Source organism: Bacteroidia bacterium (genome assembly GCA_019695265.1).
Lineage (GTDB): Bacteria > Bacteroidota > Bacteroidia > JAIBAJ01 > JAIBAJ01 > JAIBAJ01.
Genome location: JAIBAJ010000064.1, coordinates 1 through 21250, shown reverse-complemented (window position 1 = coordinate 21250; position 21250 = coordinate 1). Strand labels below are relative to the sequence as shown.

The 21250-nt window shown below is 38.6% G+C and carries 17 protein-coding genes; 7 read left to right on the top strand and 10 right to left on the bottom strand.

Annotation, left to right across the window (positions count from 1 at the left end):
* The 3 genes from K1X82_10110 to K1X82_10100 all read right to left on the bottom strand — a co-directional run.
* Positions 1-112 (bottom strand): GSCFA domain-containing protein (locus K1X82_10110; GenBank protein ID MBX7182456.1); only part of this gene is annotated, 112 nt, incomplete at its 3' end.
* Between the two features lie 12 nt (positions 113-124).
* Positions 125-574 carry a GSCFA domain-containing protein gene (locus K1X82_10105; GenBank protein MBX7182455.1) on the bottom strand — a complete coding sequence of 150 codons (450 nt, stop codon included), beginning with the start codon at positions 572-574 and terminating at the stop codon, positions 125-127.
* Positions 575-632: 58 nt separating this feature from the next.
* Positions 633-1052, bottom strand: coding sequence for a nucleoside-diphosphate kinase (locus K1X82_10100; protein MBX7182454.1), 420 nt, complete (start codon positions 1050-1052; stop codon positions 633-635).
* A gap of 147 nt (positions 1053-1199) precedes the next feature.
* Here K1X82_10100 and K1X82_10095 point away from each other — a divergent pair, with 147 nt between their 5' ends.
* Both K1X82_10095 and K1X82_10090 read left to right on the top strand, forming a co-directional pair.
* Positions 1200-2240, top strand: coding sequence for a cytochrome-c peroxidase (locus tag K1X82_10095; GenBank protein MBX7182453.1), 1041 nt, complete (start codon positions 1200-1202; stop codon positions 2238-2240).
* A 123-nt stretch (positions 2241-2363) separates the two neighbouring features.
* The gene (locus tag K1X82_10090; protein ID MBX7182452.1) at positions 2364-5612 is read left to right on the top strand and encodes a PAS domain S-box protein; all 3249 of its coding nucleotides are present in this window, start codon (positions 2364-2366) and stop codon (positions 5610-5612) included.
* Here the strand turns inward: K1X82_10090 and gldG are convergent.
* The 5 genes from gldG to polA form a co-directional block, all read right to left on the bottom strand.
* Positions 5609-7300: a gliding motility-associated ABC transporter substrate-binding protein GldG gene (gldG, locus tag K1X82_10085; GenBank protein ID MBX7182451.1), complete on the bottom strand. Its 1692-nt coding sequence runs from the start codon at positions 7298-7300 to the stop codon at positions 5609-5611. The genes K1X82_10090 and gldG overlap by 4 nt on opposite strands.
* 70 nt (positions 7301-7370) lie before the next feature.
* The gene (locus K1X82_10080) at positions 7371-7721 is read right to left on the bottom strand and encodes an arsenate reductase (glutaredoxin) (protein MBX7182450.1); all 351 of its coding nucleotides are present in this window, start codon (positions 7719-7721) and stop codon (positions 7371-7373) included.
* A gap of 1 nt (position 7722) precedes the next feature.
* Complete coding sequence (locus K1X82_10075) at positions 7723-8622, bottom strand: hypothetical protein (GenBank protein MBX7182449.1); 900 nt, start codon at positions 8620-8622, stop codon at positions 7723-7725.
* A gap of 19 nt (positions 8623-8641) precedes the next feature.
* A complete protein-coding gene (locus K1X82_10070) occupies positions 8642-9079 on the bottom strand; it encodes an energy transducer TonB (protein MBX7182448.1) in 438 nt (145 codons plus the stop codon).
* Positions 9080-9105: 26 nt separating this feature from the next.
* On the bottom strand, positions 9106-11922 hold the full coding sequence (gene polA, locus K1X82_10065; protein MBX7182447.1) for a DNA polymerase I: 2817 nt from the start codon (positions 11920-11922) through the stop codon (positions 9106-9108).
* A 119-nt stretch (positions 11923-12041) separates the two neighbouring features.
* On the opposite strand from polA, the gene K1X82_10060 reads away from it, so the two are divergent.
* From K1X82_10060 to K1X82_10045, 4 genes are all read left to right on the top strand, one after another.
* Entirely contained in the window at positions 12042-13445 is a 1404-nt protein-coding gene (locus K1X82_10060; protein ID MBX7182446.1) for a phosphoglucomutase/phosphomannomutase family protein, read from the top strand.
* Between the two features lie 127 nt (positions 13446-13572).
* A complete protein-coding gene (locus K1X82_10055; GenBank protein ID MBX7182445.1) occupies positions 13573-13902 on the top strand; it encodes a hypothetical protein in 330 nt (109 codons plus the stop codon).
* A 577-nt stretch (positions 13903-14479) separates the two neighbouring features.
* On the top strand, positions 14480-15535 hold the full coding sequence (locus K1X82_10050) for a branched-chain amino acid aminotransferase (protein ID MBX7182444.1): 1056 nt from the start codon (positions 14480-14482) through the stop codon (positions 15533-15535).
* Positions 15536-15586: 51 nt separating this feature from the next.
* Positions 15587-17953 carry a DUF5110 domain-containing protein gene (locus tag K1X82_10045; protein MBX7182443.1) on the top strand — a complete coding sequence of 789 codons (2367 nt, stop codon included), beginning with the start codon at positions 15587-15589 and terminating at the stop codon, positions 17951-17953.
* A gap of 167 nt (positions 17954-18120) precedes the next feature.
* Here the strand turns inward: K1X82_10045 and K1X82_10040 are convergent, their stop codons facing one another.
* Positions 18121-20286, bottom strand: coding sequence for a hypothetical protein (locus K1X82_10040; protein ID MBX7182442.1), 2166 nt, complete (start codon positions 20284-20286; stop codon positions 18121-18123).
* A 34-nt stretch (positions 20287-20320) separates the two neighbouring features.
* The gene (locus K1X82_10035; protein MBX7182441.1) at positions 20321-20797 is read right to left on the bottom strand and encodes a T9SS type A sorting domain-containing protein; all 477 of its coding nucleotides are present in this window, start codon (positions 20795-20797) and stop codon (positions 20321-20323) included.
* A 132-nt stretch (positions 20798-20929) separates the two neighbouring features.
* On the opposite strand from K1X82_10035, the gene K1X82_10030 reads away from it, so the two are divergent.
* Entirely contained in the window at positions 20930-21238 is a 309-nt protein-coding gene (locus K1X82_10030) for a hypothetical protein (protein ID MBX7182440.1), read from the top strand.
* The last annotated feature ends 12 nt before the right edge of the window (positions 21239-21250 follow it).

Here is a 21250-nt window from a genome sequence, read left to right as displayed (position 1 = left end):
CGAAATAACGAACCGGGCTAACCGTAAGAACAACTTGGATTTTGGGGTTCAACTTTCTAATTTCAGCAATGGCCTGATCGAGAGCCAGTACTATTTCCGAAACCTCTAACATTCGTTTGTTAAATCAGGATGTAGGCAATTTATGGCAGTTGGACACAATTTTTCCTGTTTCAGGAAGCGAGAAAACATGGGCGGTTCCAAAGGTTAAAAACAGCACATCGGAGCTTTTTAGTTGCTCATGGGCCTGAATCAAATTGGTATTGATGAAATTTTTAGTTTCAGTTTGTTCCGGTTTGGAAAAATCGCTGTGGTGATCGAAACTATGGAAAAGTTCGTGGTGCTGAACCAGCTCGGATTCTGAATATTGCTCTAATCGACAGATTCGAGAAATGGCATAGGCAATAGAAAGCGGATTGTATTGTTGTCCAAAAGGATTGATAAGAATATTGAACTTGTATTTTTGAAAGGCTTTTCCAATATTTTCCGAAAAGCAAGAACCCATGCTAATCATTTTCATTCCGTAATGAATTTGAAAAGCCGGTTTAGCAGGTTTAACTGGAGTGGAGAAGTTCATTCAAAAAAAAAGCCGCAGAAAGTTGAATTCTGCGGCTACAAAGATGCTTGAAATTTGATTAGAAGCGTTCCAAGTTTGAAAAGAAGAAATTGCCTTCAATAGCGGCATTTTCATCGCTATCGCTACCATGTACGGCATTGGCAGCAATGGATTTTGCATAAATTTTACGGATGGTTCCTTCGTCTGCTTTGGCAGGGTCGGTTGCTCCGATTAGTTTGCGAAAATCTTCAACTGCATTTTCTTTTTCAAGGATAGCAGCCACGATAGGACCACTGCTCATGTAAGAAACTAATTCTCCGTAAAAAGGACGTTCTTTGTGTACGGCATAAAATTCACCAGCTTGTTCGGAGCTAAGACGTGTAAATTTCATAGCTACGATTCGAAAGCCTGCTTCGTTAATCATTTTTAAAACGCCACCGATGTAGTTGTTTTCTACTGCATCTGGCTTTATCATGGTAAAAGTCCTGTTAGTTGCCATTCTGTTTCTATTGTTTTTTTGCGGGCGCAAAGGTAGGCAAAGAGCAGAGACAAAAATGGTTTTCTAAAAAATTATAATTTTAATAAAGTTAGGTAAATATGGTATAGTTTTGCTAAAGTGAGTCAATTAACCAGTAAACAAGTTTGGATCTCTATTTTGGGCTTAGTGATAGTGCTTGTTTCTTGTCACAAAGAGCCAAACGATGGAGACAATACCTGCGATTCAGAAAGTCCAGTTCCTTTTAATTTAGAGAGGCCTAAGCTATTTCCTGCCTTGGAAGATTTTTCGTTAAATCCGATGACACAGGAAGGCATTGCTTTGGGGAAAAAGTTGTTTTACGATAAACGATTATCTTCAGACAATACGATTAGTTGTGCCAGTTGTCACAAGCCGGAATATAATTTTTCCGATGGGGGGCAGCAGTTTTCGAAAGGAGTAGGAGGTAGTGTTGGAACCAGAAATTCGATGGCCTTGTTGAACATGGCTTGGAATACGACTTTTTTTTGGGATGGCAGGGAATCAGGGTTGGAAGCACAAATTCATGATCCTGTGGTTAACCCAATTGAAATGAATGAAAAATGGCCACAGGTTGTTTCTAAATTACAAAACAGTTCGGAGTATCCAGATTTATTCTGCAAAGCATTTGGAACTAACAAGATTGATAGTGTATTAGTTACCAAAGCTATAGCTCAATTTTTAAGAAGTATCACTTCAAGTAATTCCCGGTTTGACAAGTGGATAAGACAAGAGATAAGTTTGACAGAATCAGAAACCCATGGTTTTGAAATTTTCAACACAGAGAAAGGCGATTGTTTTCATTGTCATGTGCCCAATAACATGCTGTTTATGGACAACTTGTTTCACAACAACGGGTTGGATGCAACATTTACAGATAAAGGATTAAGTGGATTTACCGGAAACGCCTATGACGAAGGAAAGTTTAAGACTCCGACTTTGAGGAATATTGTTTTTTCTGCGCCCTACATGCACGATGGTCGGTTTGCAACTTTAGAGGAAGTAATTGAACATTACAATCAGGGAGGTGTACCTTCTGCTACCATTGATCCAATGATGAAACATGTTGGTACGGGATTAAATTTAACAGAACAGGATAAATTGGACCTCCTTAATTTTTTAAAATGTTTGACTGATAGTTCAGTTTTTGAGAATCCGGAATATTTGGAATAAGTTAGTCTATACTAAACCTTAATCCGTGTATATCCAAGGCTTGTTTTTATTATTATTTTATACATAAGTCGAAATTTTTTTTTGATGTTCAAATGAAAACTAGTTTTGTTTTTTATTACCCAGATGAATTCTAAGGATAGAAAATGGGAGTTATTCAATAATTTACCTGAAGGGGTAATCATAATTGATTCTGATTTACGAATCATATTTGCCAATCCGATTGCCATGGAGGCCTTAGGGGAAAAAGGCGACAATATTATCAATAGTCACTTACCGGATTTATGGCCTAAAGGTAATCAGGCCAAGCTAAAGGAAGCCATTCAAAGGTCCGTAAAAACCAATAGTCACCATCAATATTCGGACCATTTACCATTTGCTTTTTCAGAAAAATCTCCATTGGTTGTTTGTTGTTTTCCAATGGACAACCAACTTTTATTGCGGTTGAGGAAGTCAACTTTGGATGAAGCCCTTTTTTATCAAAACCAACGAACGCTGGAGGAACTTTCTGCCTACAAGGCGGCATTGAATGAATCGACCATTTTGGCTATTACCGATTTGAAGGGAGTAATCACTTATGCAAATGATAATTTTTGCAAGATTTCGAAATATTCCAGGGAAGAATTAATTGGTCAGCCTCATAGCATTATAAATTCAGGCTATCATTCCAAAGCCTTTTTTAAGGATATGTGGAAGACAATCGGAAATGGATCCATTTGGAAAGGTCAATTTAAAAACAAAGCGAAAGATGGTACTGAATATTGGGTAAACACTTCGATTGTTCCATTTTTAAATGAAAAAGGAAAACCTTATCAGTATTTGGCTATTCGGGAAGATATTACGGAAAAGAAAAAGATTGAAATGGAATTGGTTAAGTCGAATCGATTGTATCAGTTTACCAGTTCCATCAATCGAAGTATTGTTCAAATTAAAGATAAAAACAAACTAATTGAGAACCTGTGTGAAGTAACCAGTTTAATTGGGCAATTCAGTTTAAATTGGTTAAGTTTAATTAAAGATAATTCTGTTATTCTGCATACAGCACAAGGAGACCAGTCTATCATTAAAAAGCTTATAAACTTAAATGCTACACCTATTGAGCATTTTAAGTTTTCCAACTCTTTAGTGGAGCGTATTCAACAAACCAAGACATCCCAACATTTTGATTATTTTGAGGAATTAGGAGAATTGGTAAAAGCCGGATCAAAAGAATATGATAGCGTTTATAAATCCAAGCTTGCTTTTCCTATCCTGGTTTTTAATCAGGTAGTTGGATTATGGTTTGTATTTTCAGAGGAAGAAAATGTATTTGACCATTCCGAAAAATACCTTTTGGAAGAAGCTGCAATGGATGTTTCCTATGCACTAGAGAATATTTGGAATTTAAAACAAAAGGAAAGAATTGAAAATAACTTGCTCAAAAGCGAAAAACGATTTAGATTTTTGATTGAGAAGAGCAAAGACATTAAATTAATTGCAGATAAAGAAGGTGCAATATTGTATATAAGTCCATCGGTAACAACCTACCTGGGGTATGAATTGGATGAAATGATTGGAATGGTAGGACAAACCATAGTACATCCGGATGATTTATCTATTTACCTTACAGAAAGAAATCGAATTATTCAGGTTCCCGGTTCCAGTTACAACTTAATCATAAGGTTGAGGCATAAAAATGGAGAATATATTTGGGTTGATTGTGTGACTACCAATTGGTTGGAAGAGCCGGGAATACAAGGTTTAGTTTCAAACTTCTTTGAAATCACTGAAAAGAAAAAAATTGAAGAGGCCAGGGTAAAAGATGAAATGAATCTAAAGGCTCTAATTAACAACACCAGTGATTTAATTTGGAGTATCGACAAGGAATTCAGGTTAATAACCTGCAATTTGGCCTATAGTAATTTGCTTTTTGTTACGCTTGGAAAGCAGATAAAAACAGGTGATTTTATTTTCGATTATTTACTGGATCCTAAGTTACTTAACCAATATCAGGTTAGATTTCAAAGAGCTTTTAATGGGGAATCATTTACCGACCTCGTTTACTTTGATTTGGATGTGCCTTATTGGTTGGAGATTTCATTTTATCCGATCATCAATGGAAATTCCATTGAAGGAGTTGCATGCTTTGCAAAAGATGTAACGGAAAAAAGAAAGGCTGAAGAGGATTTAAGAAGAAGTGAATCAAAACTGAAAGAGGCCCAATCAATTGCCCACATGGGTAATTGGGAGTTAGATTTTTTGAATAACAGAGCCTATTGGTCAGAAGAGTTGCAAGATATTTTAGGATATGAGTCGAATGAGAATTTTCAAACCATTGAAAGTTGGAAGGAGCTTATTCATCCGGACGATTTAGATCGAATACTAGAAAAGGTTAATGAGCAACAAGTAAATTTGGAGAATGCTTCTTTTGATTATCGAATAATTAGGAAGGATCAAACCATCCGATACTTGCACTCGGAGAGTAAAATAAAAACAGATGGTTCCGGAAATTTAATCGGACTGTTTGGAATTTCAATTGACATCACCGAACAAAAGAAAGCTGAACATTTATTGGAACTTACCTTGGCTCAATTGGAAGAGCGTATTGCAGAGCGAACCAAGGAGATTACACAAAAGAACATCAATATTTTAGATAGTATCAACTATGCCAAACGAATACAATTGGGATTGTTGGCCAACCAGGTTAAGCTGAAAGAAATATTTGAAAAATCATTTGTAATTAACTTACCTCGAGATATTGTTAGTGGGGATTTCTTTTGGGTTTACCAACGTCGAAATAAGAAATACCTGGTAGTTGCTGATTGCACCGGTCATGGAGTTCCTGGGGCTTTGATGTCAATAATTGGAACCAATTTACTGAATCAAATTGTAGTAAATGAACATTATGAAAACCCATCTGAAATACTAGAATTACTTGATATCAGATTAAAGTATGCTGTTCAGGGAAACGACAAAGAAGTGAAAGATGGGATGGATCTTAGTTTGTGTATTGTTGACTATTATTTCAATGAATTGTACTTTGCAGGGGCTAATAATCAAGTTTATCTTTCCACTCCAAATGGTGCGGTTGATATTCTCAAAGCAGACCGAATGGCTATTGGAGGTGGTTCAAACGAAGAATCTAAACGCTTTGAAACCAAACGTATTTCGTTTCAAAGTGGACAACGAATTTACCTGAGTTCAGATGGATTTGCATCACAGTTTGGTGGAAAAAGCGGGAAAAAATACATGAAGGAGCGTTTTAGAAAATTATTAGAATCTTGCTCCAAAATAGAATTAATTGATCAAGGCAAGTGTTTAGAGCAAGAATTTAATGATTGGAAAGGCTTAACCGAACAAGTGGACGATGTTATGATTGTTGGGGTAGAACTTTAGTTTCCATATTTTCTTTTCCTTCTCCAATAAAGGAAACCACCTAGTGAAAATAGCAAAAGGACAGGTAATGCCACATTAATTACTTGCCATTTGAATTTTTCTTTTTCCACCTTCTTTCTATCTAGCAATCGAAGTTTCAATTCTCTTGCTCTAGCCGAAATTAGTCCGGAATCGTCACATAGATAATTGATGGCATTGAGGATAAAGTTTTTATTTCCGTAATCACGCTGGGTATATCGGTCGTAACCGAGTGCATAATAGGTGCCATTTTTACGATTAACTCCATTCCGAATTAAATCTCCATCCGAAACCACTATCATAGCTGTTTTTATACTTTTTGACCGAAAACCAATTTCTGTGCTTTGTTGAATTGCAGAAGGAATCATATCTGTAAATGCCGAAGGGAATTCTCCTTCCAACAGCACTCCTGTAATTAAATTAGGTTTGTTAAATTGACTTTCATCCGGTGGGACTCCTAATAAATTAAGGCTTATTCTGGTAGGTGCCTGCTGTATTCGGGCATATTTAGAACTTTGCAATAATATGGTTTTCTTAATTCCGGCAACCGAAAGTGTATCCATCGAGGATGCAAATTCCGCCTTAATTCCATTCAAATTATTAACTATTGGATGCTTGGCTTCTGGGAAGAAAATTGGGAAATAAAACCAAGGAAAGAATTTCATCTGCGGCTGATTACCTATCATTCCGGTGGTAATTGGAATGGGTGCAGCCTGCAAATCCTGGATTAAATTGTAATTAATTCGAACACCATAGGCAAACAACAAATCCTCCAAATTCGTTTCAACCGGAATAGCAAAGGTTGTTGCCTGGCTTTGAAGGCTATCCATGGTGGCATAAACAGGGTCAACCAACCATAGCACTTTTCCACCACGCATAATGTATTGATCCAAAATAAATTTATCCTTGTCGTCCCAAGCTGAATCTGGCTTGGCTATCACTATACATTTATACCTGTTCAGACTTCCCAGACGATGATTAATAGTATCTAATACCACATCATAGTAATCGGCTAGGGTATGGGTAATGTCATAAACCTCTAAACTATCCAATTCTCCATGTCCTCCAATAAATCCAACCAAAGGTTTGGCAGGTTTGCTTAGTTTTCGAATGGCATCCGCTAATTCATATTCCAAATCCTGAACTGAATTATTAAGCATTTGCTCAGGGGAAGTCCCCATTCGGCTTTTTAAAAGTTGAATAGCTCCTGATTTACCTTTAAAACTAACTATGGCGCCGGGAAAAATAACCTGTTGACTTTCTCCTTCCTTCTCGGTAACCTCTAATTTGGTTGGCTGTAAACCTTGTTCATAAAGCTCCCGGTATAATTGTTGGCGTTGCTTTTTATCCGGATTGGCATTGGGATCAATGAATTCAAATTGTACATTGGAACCTCCAAGTGCCTGAAATTCTTCCAACATTTCCTTGGTTCTGTTTCGAAGAACCCGAAAACCTGCCGGAAAATCTCCTTCCAGGTATATTTTGAAATAAACAACATCATTTAAACCCTTTAATAATTCTCGGGTTGGTTGACTCAGGGTGTATCGTTTTTCTGTTGTTAAATCCAATCGGTAATATAGAAATTTACCAATAAAATTTAGCAGCACAATGATTAGTAATATTAATACAAACCCAAGTAGGTCTTTTGTTCTTCTGGAATTAGCGCTCATTCAATCGTTACTGGGCAAAATTATACCGAAATACTATTCTTGGTTTATAAAATGTTCTAATAAATTCAGTTCAAGCCGTCCACCAGGCTTTGATAGTTTCAGGCGGCCTGCCAATCATAGCTCTTCCGTCTTTAACTACAATCGGTCTTTCTATCAATTCGGGAAACCTGGACAAAATTTCAAACCACTCCTGGTCACTAATTTGCTTGTTTTTGTATTCATTTTTGTACAAGTCTTCCTTTTTCCGAACCAAATCCAAGGGTTTAATCCCAATAAGCTCAACAATTTCTTTTATTTCTTGAGCACTAGGTCGGGTTTTCATATACTCAACGATTTCAATGTGCTCACTTGTTTCTTCCTTTAAAATGTCTAAAGCCTTCCTACAGGTAGAACAAGTTGATTTGAAATAAATTTTAAGCATATTAATTTACAGAAAAATTACTTACATAGGAATATTCAAGGTCTCCATCAACTTTAACTCTCCAATAGTAGTAGTTACCACTATAGAGGTATTCTCCGGCATCTAAGGTATAGGTAGTTCCTGTTACAACTTTAGAACGAGCCAGGGTGCTAAAACTGGAGGAAGTTGAAATTTCCAATTTATAGGTTGTTGCACCCGGAAAACCGGACCAGGTAAATGTTGGAAAGGTGGTTTGAACAGTTGATCCATCTGTTGGGGTAAGCAGGGTAGGAGGGGAAGCAGTAGAAAATTGTCTAACACTTGAAAAATTAGTAGTTCCTGTTACATTAACACGCCAAAAATAAGTGTAATCATTCTCTAAGGTTCCGGGAGGAACAGTGAATGTAGTTCCATTTACTGCTTGGTTTAAAACAATTGTTGACATATCTCCATATTTAGAAATGGTGATATCATAGGAAGTTGCTCCATAAACTGAACTCCAGGAAAGGGTCGGACGGGTAGTAATACCGGTTATATAATTGTCCGGACTAATTAAACTTGGAATAACACCATTTCCACCGGAAGCCACAGAAAAAGACCAAGTAGGAGAGCTAAAATTGTTTCCATCCGAGGTGGTAACATTTACTGACCATGTGTAGGGTGCACCTGGCACCAAATCAGAAGGGGATAAGGTTAAACTGTTACTAACCGAAGTTCTGTACAAGGAATTTTGTGTTTCCTGGTTGGTAAAAGTATAATTGTAAAGGATAGCATTGGGCCAGGAATCGCAGGTGAAGGGTTGGGTTGCATCAATGTTTTGACTGCCATTGCCGGGCGAAACCAGGGAAAAGGTTTTGTCATCCTTTTTACAGGAGGAAAAAAATACAAAGACAAGTAACAAAAGTCCAAGAGTTTTATTCATAGTTCAGGTTTTTAAAAAGTTATTTAAGTAAAAAATTGATAGGTAATACGATGGAAGATCTAACCGGTCTTCCATTTTGACGTGCTGGAAGAAATTTGGGAAACATTTTAACAATTCGAAGCGCCTCCTTACTCAATTGCTTATCTTGGTTTGGCTTGGCCAATTCCACATGAGAGACCTGCCCGTCCTTTTCAACAATAAAGAATACCTGAATAGAACCAGAAATGCCATTAATTACAGCATCTTCAGGATAAACCAGGTTTTTTGCAATATATTTAATCATACTGCTTTTACCTCCCGGGAATTCCGCTTCTTGCTCCGGATGCTGGTATATGGTATCACTTTCGCTAGATGAAGGTGGGGGTAAAGCTTCCACATTTTCATTGATTGGAACCTGGGCATATGTTACATTGCCGGTAAACAACATCAAACCTAACAAAATCAAAATAATAGGCATTGCAGATGATTGATTCTCAGAGTAAATTAATGTGCTTCCAACCAATTGTTTCCAAAACCAGTTTCTGCCACAATTGGAACATCCAAAGGTAAGGCGTTTTGCATACATTCTTTTACTAGAATTGTAAGCTCCTCTAATTCAGGTTTATATGCATCAAAAACCAACTCATCATGAACTTGCAAAAGCAATTTCGATTTTAATTGCCTGGTTTTCATTTCGTGATATACACGAATCATTGCTATTTTAATCATATCTGCAGCAGAACCTTGGATAGGGGCATTAATTGCATTTCGTTCTGCAAATCCTCTCACGGTTTGATTGGCACTATTGATATCCCTTAGGTACCTTCTTCTTCCTAATATGGTTTCTACATACCCCTTTTCTCTTGCCTTTTCTATACTTTCGTCCATATATTGCTTAATTCCAGGATATTTTAGAAAGTAATTATCTATAATGTTCTTGGCTTCATTCCTGGAAATATTAAGCCTTTCTGCCAGACCAAAAGCAGAAATACCATATATTATTCCAAAGTTGACCATTTTTGCATGAGAACGCTGCTCTTTGGTAACCTGATCCAACGCTAATCCATAAACCTTTGCCGCCGTGGAAGTATGAATATCTACTCCATTTTTAAAATCCTCAATCATACTCGTTTCCTTGGCTAATGCAGCAATTATTCGAAGTTCAATTTGAGAATAATCCGCACTAAGTAAGGTATAATCTGAATTCCTTGGAACAAAGGCTTTCCTAACTTCCTTTCCTCTTTCAGTCCGAATTGGAATATTCTGTAAGTTGGGATTATTAGAACTTAAACGGCCGGTAGCTGCTACGGCCTGATTGTAAGACGTGTGTATCCGTTTGGTTTCTGAATTTAACAACGTAGGTAAAGTATCCACATAGGTGTTTTTTAATTTTACCAACCCTCTGAATTCTAATACCTTATCAACGATTGGGTGCCTATGAGCCAGTTTTGCCAATACATCTTCGGCGGTGGAATATTGCTTGGTGGCCGTCTTTTTTGCCTTTTCATCAATCTTGAGATGTTCAAACAGAATTCTACCAAGTTGAGCAGGAGAGGCTATGTTGAATTTTAATCCGGCCAAATCGTAAATTTCCTGTTCTATTTTGGTTATTTCGGTTTCTAACTCTTTTGAAAAATCCTTTAATGCATCCGTATCTAAATTAATGCCTTCTCGCTCCATTGCTGCTAAAACAGGAACCAAAGGCATTTCAATTTCTTCAAATAATTTCCAGGTAGAATTTTCTGTCATTTGTGGCAAAAAAACATCCTTCAGTTGCAAAGTAATGTCAGCATCCTCCACAGCATATTCCTTTATAACATTCAATTCTACATCCCTCATGCTGCCCTGATCCTTTCCCTTTTTCCCAATTAAAGAGGTAATGGAAATCGGACTATACCCTAAATAAGTTTCGGCAAGTACATCCATCCCATGCCTCATATCGGGCTGTAATAAATAATGAGCTAACATAGTATCAAAAAGCTTGTTTTTCAATTCAATACCATAGTTTGCTAAAACCATTAAATCATATTTAATATTCTGCCCAACCAAGGTTTTTTCAGTCAAATTAAAGATGGGTTTTACCCGATCTAATATTTCCAGGCAGGAATTTCTTTCAGGTGGACATGGAATATAAAAACCTTCCCCTTTTTTAATTGAAAATGCCAAACCAACTAATTCAGCCTCCAGTTCATTGGTACTGGTCGTTTCGCTGTCAAAGCAAAAGGTATCTGCTGAATCAATAGCTGATAAAAACTCCTGCCAGTCCGACTCAGACTCAACAACTTTGTAAGTATGAGGGGTATCGGCTAAGGTTTTATAATTGTGATGATTCTCCTCTGCCGAATCCGGGCTATTGATGGCTGTGGAGCTTGTTTTTTCAACAACTGCTCCAAAAAGATCCATTTGTCCGGAACTTGGACTTATTGCCGGGCTAGGGGAGGAGGAGACGGTTTCTTCACCCAATACTTTTTTCAATAAATTTCTAAACTCCAATTCTCCGAAAACAGCCCTAATTTTTTCGGGATCAGGGTCTTCCATTTCCAAGGACTTTTCGTCCAATTCAATAGGAACATCTGTAATAATTGTTGCTAGTTTTTTTGAAAGTAAAGCCTGGTCTGCATACGTTTTTACCTTTTCTTGCTTACTTCCTTTTAATTGGTCTGCATGCGTTATCAAATTTTCAATGGAACCATATTCTTTAATTAATTCCATGGCCGTTTTTTCTCCAAAGCCGGGAATTCCCGGAATATTGTCCACCTTATCACCCCATAAACCTAAAATATCAATTAACTCTTTAGGGTGCCGAATTCCATATTTTTCACATACTTCCTTGGGGCCTAGAATCTCCACTCCATTTCCCATTCTGGCAGGTTTGTAAACCTTTATATGCTCACTTACCAATTGTCCATAATCCTTATCCGGAGTCATCATATAGGTTGTATACCCTTGGGCTTCAGCTTTTACTGCCAGAGTTCCTATAACATCATCTGCCTCATAACCATGCGAAAAAATGATGGGAATATTAAACGCTTCAATAATTTGCATGATGTAAGGAATACTCTTGGCTAAATCTTCCGGCATCTCCTCCCGATGAGCTTTGTAAGCCTCATACTCTATATGTCGCACAGTTGGTTCAGATGTGTCAAAAACAACAGCCAGGTGACTTGGTTTCTCTTTATTTATTACATCCAGCAAAGTATTGGTAAAACCAAACATGGCTGAAGTATTTAATCCTTTTGAATTAATTCTTGGACTATTGCTAAATGCAAAATAGGCCCGATATATCAGGGCAAATGCATCCAGTAGAAAAAGTTTTTTCATAGACAGCAAAGGTGTATTTTTTTGGGAAAGAAAATTGAACCATCTTTCAATTGTAGATAACTTTTCATGAATGGGTAGCCTTGGATTTCCTTATTTAGCGGTGTTTTAATCTTAAAAAAATGACTACTATAAAATTTGGAACCGACGGTTGGAGGGCTATCATAGCCAAAGAATTTACCGCCGACAATGTGGCCCGGGCTGCTCAAGGTTATGCCACCTGGTTAAAAGAAAATTACAAAAATCCTTCCATGGTAGTCGGACATGATTGCCGATTTGCCGGTGAATTATTTGTGCATTCTGTTATCCAGGTGATGTTACTGAACAATATTAAAGTTTATGCATCAAAAGGATTTGTAAGCACTCCCATGGTTAGCTTAGGTTGTAAATCCTATTCAGCTTCCGGTGGAGTTATTATTACAGCTAGTCATAATCCACCGGAATACAGTGGTTTTAAATTAAAATCTGGACATGGCGGACCTTTATTAGAACAGGATGTAAAAGCAGTTGAAAAATTAATACCTACCGAGGCTCCTGCACAATACCAAGAGCAAGATTTGGAAAAAGCTGAAAAAGAAGGAAGGTTGGTTTATGTGGCCTTAGAGAATGATTATGTAAAGCGAGTAGAGGAGGGGTTTGATTTAGATGCCATTCGCAATTCTAAATTCAACTTTGCTTATGATGCCATGTATGGAGCCGGACAAAATGTAATGAGAAGATTGTTTTCGGATATAACTTTAGTGCATTGTGACCACAACCCTTTATTTGATGGAATTGCCCCGGAACCAATTATGAAAAATCTTCAGGAATTTTCAGATATAATTAAAGTTGCGGAAGATATCGATTGTGGATTGGTGACCGATGGAGATGCAGATCGAATTGGTTTGTTTAGCGGTAAAGGTGAATTTGTAGATTCTCACCACATCCTCTTGCTTTTAACGCATTATCTCTACAAATACAAGGGTTGGACAGGTAAGGTTGCGACCGGATTTTCCACTACTGTAAAGCTGGAAATGCTTTGTAAACACTATGGCTTGGATTTTCAAGTGGTACCCATTGGTTTTAAGCATGTTTGCGGTATCATGTTAAAAGAAGATGTGTTGGTAGGAGGAGAGGAGTCCGGAGGAATTGCCGTAAAAGGTCATATCCCGGAAAGAGACGGTATTTGGAACGGAATGTTAATCTGGGAAATGATGGTGAAAACGGGCAAAAGCCTGACCGAATTAATTCAAGAAATTTACGATATTGTTGGATCATTTGCCTTTAGAAGAGAAGATTTAGGTTTATTGGAATCCAAAAAACAGGAAATAATTGCCAATTGCAAGGCTGGAAAGTATGAATCGTTCGGCGGCAAGAAACCTATTCGGATGGAAGATATGGATGGATGGAAATTCTATTTTAGTGATTCAGAATGGTTAATGATTCGTCCAAGCGGAACAGAACCGGTACTTCGAATTTATGCCGAAGCATCAACAGCGCAAGCTGCACAACATTTGCTTGATCTGTGTAAATCAGAAATTCTGTAAATCCCTTAGCTACGTTTTTCAAGGCCTGATTTTTTAAATTTCAGGCCTTTTTATTTTACCGATTTTATGGTATTGGAAACTTGTTTTTTCTAAATAGCTTCGGCCAACCTTAATTAATTACCGCCCAATGGACAGCTCCAATTCTATCGATCATTCCAAAGTCCAACACTGGATTTTGAATAAATACGATGCTAAACGAATTGAAGATGAATTGCTTCAGCACAATCATACAGTTGAAATAATTCAGCATTACCTCAAAGCATTCGATAAAGCAAGAATCGAGATTCGTCAAACAAATGGATTTATTTGGATGATTTGCGGAGCCTTCCTGGGTTTTGTCTGTTGCGTTCTATCCTTGTGGAACCCAATACCCGAATTGTTTTATCCCATTTTATTTGGACCAACACCATTATCCATCGTGATTGTGTGTTATGGACTATATTTAGTTTTTGAGTAAAAATCAATAAAAAGCTGCCTAGTTATTGGGCGATTATTTTATCCTATAATTTATATTATGTTAAATTGGATAATACAGGAAGACCTTTTTGATTGAAAAATAGTAGGTTCATTATTCTTATTATGCGGGCCCCTTTTCGCCAACTAATATCTTTCGGACTCCAAGTTTAGTGCAAGGCGAAAAGGTCACGCTATCGCCTGTAGTCCTCGCACCCCTTGGCTAGCGCCGTCGGTGTGCTGTGGGCTACCTGGCTCTATCGTTGCCCGGGGTGCAAAATCCAACATGGTTGCGTAAAAACAACCAAGAAACCATCCAAACAACTAGTAAAAATCTAAACTGCCCGGTATTTCGGGCAGGGATAGAAACGGAAAGCCCGGAATGACATGAAGCGCTAGCTGAATGGCATGAGGACTTGCAGTGGATAGCCCGACCATTCGCCTTACCAACTCTTTGATTTAAACACTAACTTTTTGCGAATGGGGCCCGCCAAATAAAAAAGAAATTTTCAACCTCGGTTCATAACTCCTGCTTTTTCATCCCAAAAATTAACCCTAGGTTTGCAACCTGTTTACCACCCATGATCATCCCAATTACCCCGGTTGGAAAAAGCCGAATCGACCAAGTTGATTTCTCCAACCTAACTTTCGGCAAAGAATTCTCAGACCACATGCTTATCGCCGATTACCGCGATGGCCACTGGCAAGAACCTAAAATTATCCCCTACGGCAAATTCGAAATCAGCCCTTCTATGACGGCCATCCACCACGGACAATCCATCTTCGAAGGTATGAAAGCCTATTGGGGAAAAAATGGTCATCCCCTACTCTTTCGTCCGCTTGATAATTTCAAACGTATGAATCTTTCGGCCCAGCGGATGTGTATGCCTGAAATTGATGAACAAATCTTTATGGAAGGCATAAAAACCTTGGTAAAACTCGACCAACAATGGATTCCAAAGGAAGAAGGTAAATCGCTTTACATTAGACCGGTATATTTTTCTTTTGATGAAGTAATTGGAGTTAAACCCGCTGAAAATTACCGATTTATCGTTTTTACCTCTCCATCAGCAGCCTATTACTCAGCTCCTCTGAGGGTTAAAATTGAAACCAGATATGTAAGAGGTAGTCAAGGAGGTGTTGGTTATGCCAAAGCAGCGGGAAATTATGGAGGCGCTATGCTACCTACCAAACTGGCCAACGAACAGGGTTTTCACCAATTGCTGTGGACCGATGCCTATAAACATGAATACCTCGAAGAATCAGGAAGTATGAATGTCATGTTTGTTATCAACGATACCCTGGTAACACCATCCCTTTCTGAAAGTAAATTAGCCGGAATTACTCGTGACAGTATTCTAACCTTGGCTAAAGATTGGGGTATGAAAGTGGAAGATCGACCGGTTTCAGTTAAAGAAATTATTGAAGCTGCTCAAAATGGTAGCCTTACCGAAGCTTTCGGAACCGGTACTGCCGCAAACCTGGCTTATATTCAAACGATTGGTTTTGAAGATAAAACCTACGATTTGCCGGATTTAAACCCCAATTCCTTTATCTCCAAAATGAGCAATCGAATGATGGCCATTAAAACCGGACTTGAGCCTGATAGGTTCAATTGGATTGTAGAATTAGCTTAGTGTTAAAAACACACTAAGACCAAGTCTTATTTTCCAATATATTTGCGCCGCATGGGAAAACGAAATCAGGCCATAGGCGAGGTTGTTCATTTCATTGAAACGGAAAACGGAATAGATTTTACGCTTTCCAATGGTTTAGCTCGCATTATCATCCAAAATTCTACAACCGTACGTGTCAAAGTTACCAATCAGGCAAATTGGAATCGCGATTTTAGCTATGCCGTAATTACCAATCCTCTTCCAACCGATTTTACCTTCCGGGATTTCCCTGAACATTACTCCCTTCTGTTGCCGACTTTCGAGGTTCATATTACAAAAACGCCATTCAGAGTTGGTTTTAAGACTTTAAATGGCCAATGGATAAATAAGGAAAACGATTCCTTTGGGGTTAGCTTTCATGGTGATCAGGTTTTGCGTTACATGGATATTCAAACCAATGAACGCTTTATTGGTTTAGGTGAAAAGGTTGGACCACTGGATAGAAGAGGCCAATCGTATGAAAACTGGAATTCTGACAAATTCGCATACACTGTTGAAACAGACCCACTTTATCTGTCAACTCCATTCTATATCGGTCTGCATCAAGGTTTAAGTTATGGCTTATTTCTCGATAATTCCCATAAAAGCCTTTTCAATTTCGGAGCCTCCAACAACCGTTTTGCCTTTTTTGGTGCCGAAGGAGGCGAAATGAATTACTATTTCTTTTACGCACCTTCCGTTTCGGAAATCATTCAAGCCTATTCCGCTCTCACAGGTAAAATGACTTTGCCTCCCAAATGGGCACTGGGATTGCAACAATGCCGCTACAGCTACTACCCCGACACTGAAGTTTTGAATGTGGTCAGACAATATCGAGATCGAAAAATACCCTTGGATGTGATTTACCTGGACATCCATTATATGCAGGATTACAAGTTGTTTACCTTTCATCCGGATCGTTTCCCCAATCCAAAAGCGATGAATCAAAGTCTCAAGGAAGAAGGTATTAAAACAGTTTGTATTGTGGATCCCGGAATTAAAGTGGAACCCGGTTACGATGCTTATGAAGATGGTATAGCCAAGGATATTTTTGTAAAGTACCCCGATGGTATTCCATTCTCTGCTGAAGTGTGGCCCGGATGGAGTCATTTTCCGGATTTTACCTCGGAAAAAGGTAGAAACTGGTGGGGAGAAAAACTAAGCTTTCTCGAACAGGCCGGAATTAGCGGATTTTGGAACGATATGAACGAGCCCGCATGCTGGGGACAACGTCCTCCGGATTTGATTGAATTTGACCTGGATGGTGAAACGACCTCCCATAAAGAAGCACACAATGTTTATGGAATGCAGATGGCTCGTGCTACCCGAGAAGGCATTGAAAAACTTAGACCAGGACAGCGTAATTTCATTCTTACCAGAGCAGGATTTTCAGGTATTCAGCGTTATTCAGCTGTTTGGACCGGTGACAATGTAGCCTCCGACGAACATATGCTTCTTGGCTCCAAGCTACTCAACAGTATGGGACTTTCGGGAATTCCATTTACCGGATTTGATATTGGCGGATTTGTGGGGGAACCCTCCCCTGCCCTCTTTTGCAAATGGTTGCAATTAGGCGTTTTTACTCCTATGTTTAGACTGCATAGTATGATTAACACTCGTGATGCAGAACCCTGGAGCTTTGGAGAGCAAGTTGAAGAAGTTTCTAAAAATTTTATTAATCTAAGATACAGGCTTTTACCTTATATTTATTCAAGCTTTAAAGCAAGTTCAGAATCCGGTCTTCCCATTGTAAAATCATTGGCAATTGATCATGCTGAACTAGCCGAAATCTTCCTTCCCGAATTTGAAGCCCAGTATTATTTTGGTTCTGCCTTCTTGGTTTGTCCGGTCGATAGCAGACAAAATTTTTCAAAATTGTTTTTACCTCCCGGAAAGTGGTTTGAATTGTTTAACGATACTGTTCTCCAAGGAAGTCAGCAACTAATTTGGGAAAATCACCTTCGAAAATATCCGGTATTTGTAAAAGCAGGTTCCATAGTGCCCATGCAAAAGGCAGTTCAGCATACAGGGGAACATCCCGGTGATATCCTGGAATTGCATATTTATGCAGGTGCCGATGGTAGTTTTGATTGGTTCGAAGACGATGGCGAAAGTCTGGATTACCAAAATGGTTCGTATAATTTGTTTCGATTTTCATGGTCAGATAATCAATCTTTGTTTAGTATGGAGGTTCTGCACCAAGGGTTTGTATCACATTTTAAGAAAATAACACTTTATCTTCACGGATATGCAGGTAACTCTTGCCAATTCAATGCACAAACCTTGCACTTGCAATTCCAAAATTACAGGTTTATAGAGCCGATTTCCCGGTTTGACCCATTTGGTAAGGTCGGAGAAGAAGATGTCTGTGAGGTGAAAGAAGGAATGTTGTACATCTAACGGAGCCCTTCCACTTTTAAGAAAATAAAGTAGATTCCGGTAAACAGCTATACCGCAAGCATCCACCAAGCTTGAGGACTTACAATGGATAAACAGAAACGGCCGAAATCATTTAGAATCCGGCCATTTCTATTTTGTAAAAAATCCTTAATTGTTAGCTTCAGCCATTAATTTGCATGAATCACCATCACATTAAAAGCAAGACCTGGATCAAAATTGCCGCTATTGGTGGTTAATCTCCAATTGTTATTGATTCCGTCCCATTCCAAAATGTAATTAATTGCTCCATTTCCTGTTCCTATTGATTGAATATACAACATATCGTTGATGGATGGATTGGGGTAACTGATGTAAATTTGACTAAGATCTATGCTATTCGGATAAACCTTAAAAGACCATTTGCCTCCCGTATCCGATACACCACCACTACTTACTTTAAAAGCCATTCCTGAATAATGAGTATTACTGGCTTCGATAGCGGTACCTGTTCCACTATAAGAGACACCATAAATACCTTTACCACCGGATGTGGCAACACTTACACCGGTTATACCAATGTCCGTCGCTTGTACATCAATCCCGGTTTGAGCTAACACCGATAAACCTGTTCCGCTGCTAGCCTGAAACTCTACGGCAGAAACATTGCTTCCGGTATTATTTACACGCAATCCACCGTTGATATTGTTCTTAATAAACACTTGTCCGCCCTCAACATGCAGTTTGGCGTAAGGCGCATTGGTTCCAATACCTACGTTGGAAAGACTTGTATTGTAAATACCTCCTGTGGTTGTAGTCCAATCGGTACTTCCGGTTCCTCCTCCGCTTCCAAAGGTTATGGTGGTGGTGCCATTGTTTCCTTTGAAATTTGTTCCATCGAACCAAATTAAACCAGCTGTAATTAAGGCTGGAGTTTGCTGGGCTCTTAAACGCAATTCCCCATCGATATCCACTGCCGCAGTTGGGGTAAACGGATTTTGAGATTTAGAAAAGGAAGATAAACCAACCGTTTGAATGGCAGCACCGCTTGAAGGGGCATAAAAATATCCTGCTGTACCGGTTGGACTTCCTGTACCTGAAACCGTTCCCTTAATGGCGCAACCATTGGAAGTGACACCAAGGACACCAACAGTTTGTGAGCTAAGTGGTCCGGAAAAAGTATTGACACCTCTTACACCAACTCCGTTAAAATAACTGGATATCCCTTCCAGTCCATCCGCATCCGAATTGGTTACACTAAAAAGGGGAACCGACGTGTAATTCAAGGTGCCGGAGTTGTAAGGCAAGGAAAAATTTCCGGTACCACCTCCGGTTGGGGTTTGCCAACTGGCAAGTCCGTTTGCATCAGAGGTAAGTACCTTGCCTTGTCCAGGACCGCCACCTGTAATTTTCAATTGTCCTGCAACCTCTAACTTTGAAGTTGGGTCGGCAGTGCCTATTCCTACATTACCATCACCACTCAGGGATAGAATATTACCTGTTCCGGTCTTAAAAAAGTGTAGACGAGCATTGCTATTGTTGGCATCTGTTTTTGCTGCCAGAGTCCATAAATTAGAAGTTTGACCTCCCGTGGCATATAAATAGTTGGAGATAAAGGAAAGCCGTGCATAATCATCTTCACTTTCGGCAAGCAGCAATTGACTGTTATTACCTCCACTATTTCCTTCCAGATGCATGGTATTCGTATTTCCTAATGTTCTGGCAAAAACCGCAGGTTTATTGAGCGCACTTTGAATAACGGCCCCTTCAGCATTGTAGGATAAAACTTTTAACCCTGTTTTATTGATTGATTCCAGTTCGAGCGGAGGCCGATTATCACTGATAAATTTAGCAAATGAGATGTCGCTGCTAAAGGTATTGGTTGAAATATCAGTAAAGGAAAGCTTAGAACCGAAATAATTATCATTTCCTTGAATGTTTTCCTCGTATGGCAAACTTAGTTTTTTTGCTTGCATGGCAAATGGTACACTGATTAACTCCTGGGTTCCAAGACTTTCATAGGAACCATTAACCATTCGTTTAATCTCTAAAAAGTAAGGTCCTGAATTCCAATTAATTGTTGAAAAACCTACACTTGGATTAGTGCCACGGCCAATTTGGAAATTAACCAATCCAAATCCATTGCTGGTTCCTGTTTGTTCTTCAGAATAAATGACGGTTCCACTCACGGTTGTTTTATGGATTTCGAATTTAAACTGCTCATTACTATTGGCAATTACATTACCCTGAGCATTTCGGATAACTGCCTGATAATTGAATGCTTCCGGTGTTTGTGCAAAGGAATTCGCACAAACTAAAAGAAGGCAAATAAGTTGGGTTAGGATGCGATTTTTCATGATTAAAAAATTAAAAGAGGTGAATGAAATGCGATTAATTGGTTTTGATGATTCGGTAACTTGATCTGTTTGTTGAATTAGAAATGGTTATTAAATAGACCCCCGGAGCCAAGTTGGAAAGATTTATATCGGTATAAGTTTGATTTAAAGGCGAATCAGCAACTATAGTCTGTCCGGTTAAATCTGAAATTCGGTAAGAATATCCCAATTGATTAGCCTCCGAAATCTGAATAGACAAGTGTTCCGCAAAAGGATTCGGATAGATACGAAAATTCAAGTCATTATCCGGCTGCTCAATTCCAACCACAGTGCCACTCACCTGGTGAAATCCTTGGGTAAGCATGGTATTGGAATTTGAAAGACTTGCAGTAATGGATTCACCTAAGGTCCAGGCTACACTGTAATTAGGTTGTAACGAAAAACCACCTGAACCGGCAATTACGGTCTGAGACATGGTTCGAAATGCCGGAATGGTTAGAATGACAATAAAAAGTAATTTGATTTTTTCCATCTTAAGGATATTTTGTGCTTGCAAAGAAATTCTGAAGAAAAAGATTGTAGAAATCAAAAAAATCTGAATCTTTGGCTTCGGCAAGGAGAATTTTGAACCCAAGAATCAGATAATACCTTAATTTTCAATTAGATGCTTTTCGAATTAATTAAATCACTTTCACCCTCCGAAAAGGGGTATTTTCGCAAATGGGCAAGTTCCGGTTTTGATGATTCAGGCTCGGCAAGCTATTTGAAGGTTTTTTCGGCCTTGGATGAAATGAAGGTTGATGATGATGAAATTTTATCCAGAAAGACTAAAACGACTATAAGCAAATTACATCTTTCGAAGAACTATTTATTTAGTTCGCTGCTTCAATCCCTTGGTCAGTTTCACCAGGAAAATTTAGTTCAAATCGGATTGCTCAGGACTATTGAAAATTTCCATTTATTGGTTAGTTGAGGACTTACCGAG

What these genes read in the sequence shown, in the direction of transcription:
- K1X82_10090 (MBX7182452.1), top strand. Translation starts at nt 2,364, where the DNA reads ATGAATTCTAAGGATAGAAAATGGGAGTTATTCAATAATTTACCTGAA.
- gldG (MBX7182451.1), bottom strand. Translation starts at nt 7,300, where the DNA reads ATGAGCGCTAATTCCAGAAGAACAAAAGACCTACTTGGGTTTGTATTA.
- K1X82_10075 (MBX7182449.1), bottom strand. Translation starts at nt 8,622, where the DNA reads ATGAATAAAACTCTTGGACTTTTGTTACTTGTCTTTGTATTTTTTTCC.
- K1X82_10040 (MBX7182442.1), bottom strand. Translation starts at nt 20,286, where the DNA reads ATGAAAAATCGCATCCTAACCCAACTTATTTGCCTTCTTTTAGTTTGT.
- K1X82_10045 (MBX7182443.1), top strand. Translation starts at nt 15,587, where the DNA reads ATGGGAAAACGAAATCAGGCCATAGGCGAGGTTGTTCATTTCATTGAA.
- K1X82_10080 (MBX7182450.1), bottom strand. Translation starts at nt 7,721, where the DNA reads ATGCTTAAAATTTATTTCAAATCAACTTGTTCTACCTGTAGGAAGGCT.
- K1X82_10060 (MBX7182446.1), top strand. Translation starts at nt 12,042, where the DNA reads ATGACTACTATAAAATTTGGAACCGACGGTTGGAGGGCTATCATAGCC.
- K1X82_10030 (MBX7182440.1), top strand. Translation starts at nt 20,930, where the DNA reads ATGCTTTTCGAATTAATTAAATCACTTTCACCCTCCGAAAAGGGGTAT.
- K1X82_10070 (MBX7182448.1), bottom strand. Translation starts at nt 9,079, where the DNA reads ATGCCTATTATTTTGATTTTGTTAGGTTTGATGTTGTTTACCGGCAAT.
- K1X82_10105 (MBX7182455.1), bottom strand. Translation starts at nt 574, where the DNA reads ATGAACTTCTCCACTCCAGTTAAACCTGCTAAACCGGCTTTTCAAATT.
- polA (MBX7182447.1), bottom strand. Translation starts at nt 11,922, where the DNA reads ATGAAAAAACTTTTTCTACTGGATGCATTTGCCCTGATATATCGGGCC.
- K1X82_10100 (MBX7182454.1), bottom strand. Translation starts at nt 1,052, where the DNA reads ATGGCAACTAACAGGACTTTTACCATGATAAAGCCAGATGCAGTAGAA.
- K1X82_10055 (MBX7182445.1), top strand. Translation starts at nt 13,573, where the DNA reads ATGGACAGCTCCAATTCTATCGATCATTCCAAAGTCCAACACTGGATT.
- K1X82_10035 (MBX7182441.1), bottom strand. Translation starts at nt 20,797, where the DNA reads ATGGAAAAAATCAAATTACTTTTTATTGTCATTCTAACCATTCCGGCA.
- K1X82_10050 (MBX7182444.1), top strand. Translation starts at nt 14,480, where the DNA reads ATGATCATCCCAATTACCCCGGTTGGAAAAAGCCGAATCGACCAAGTT.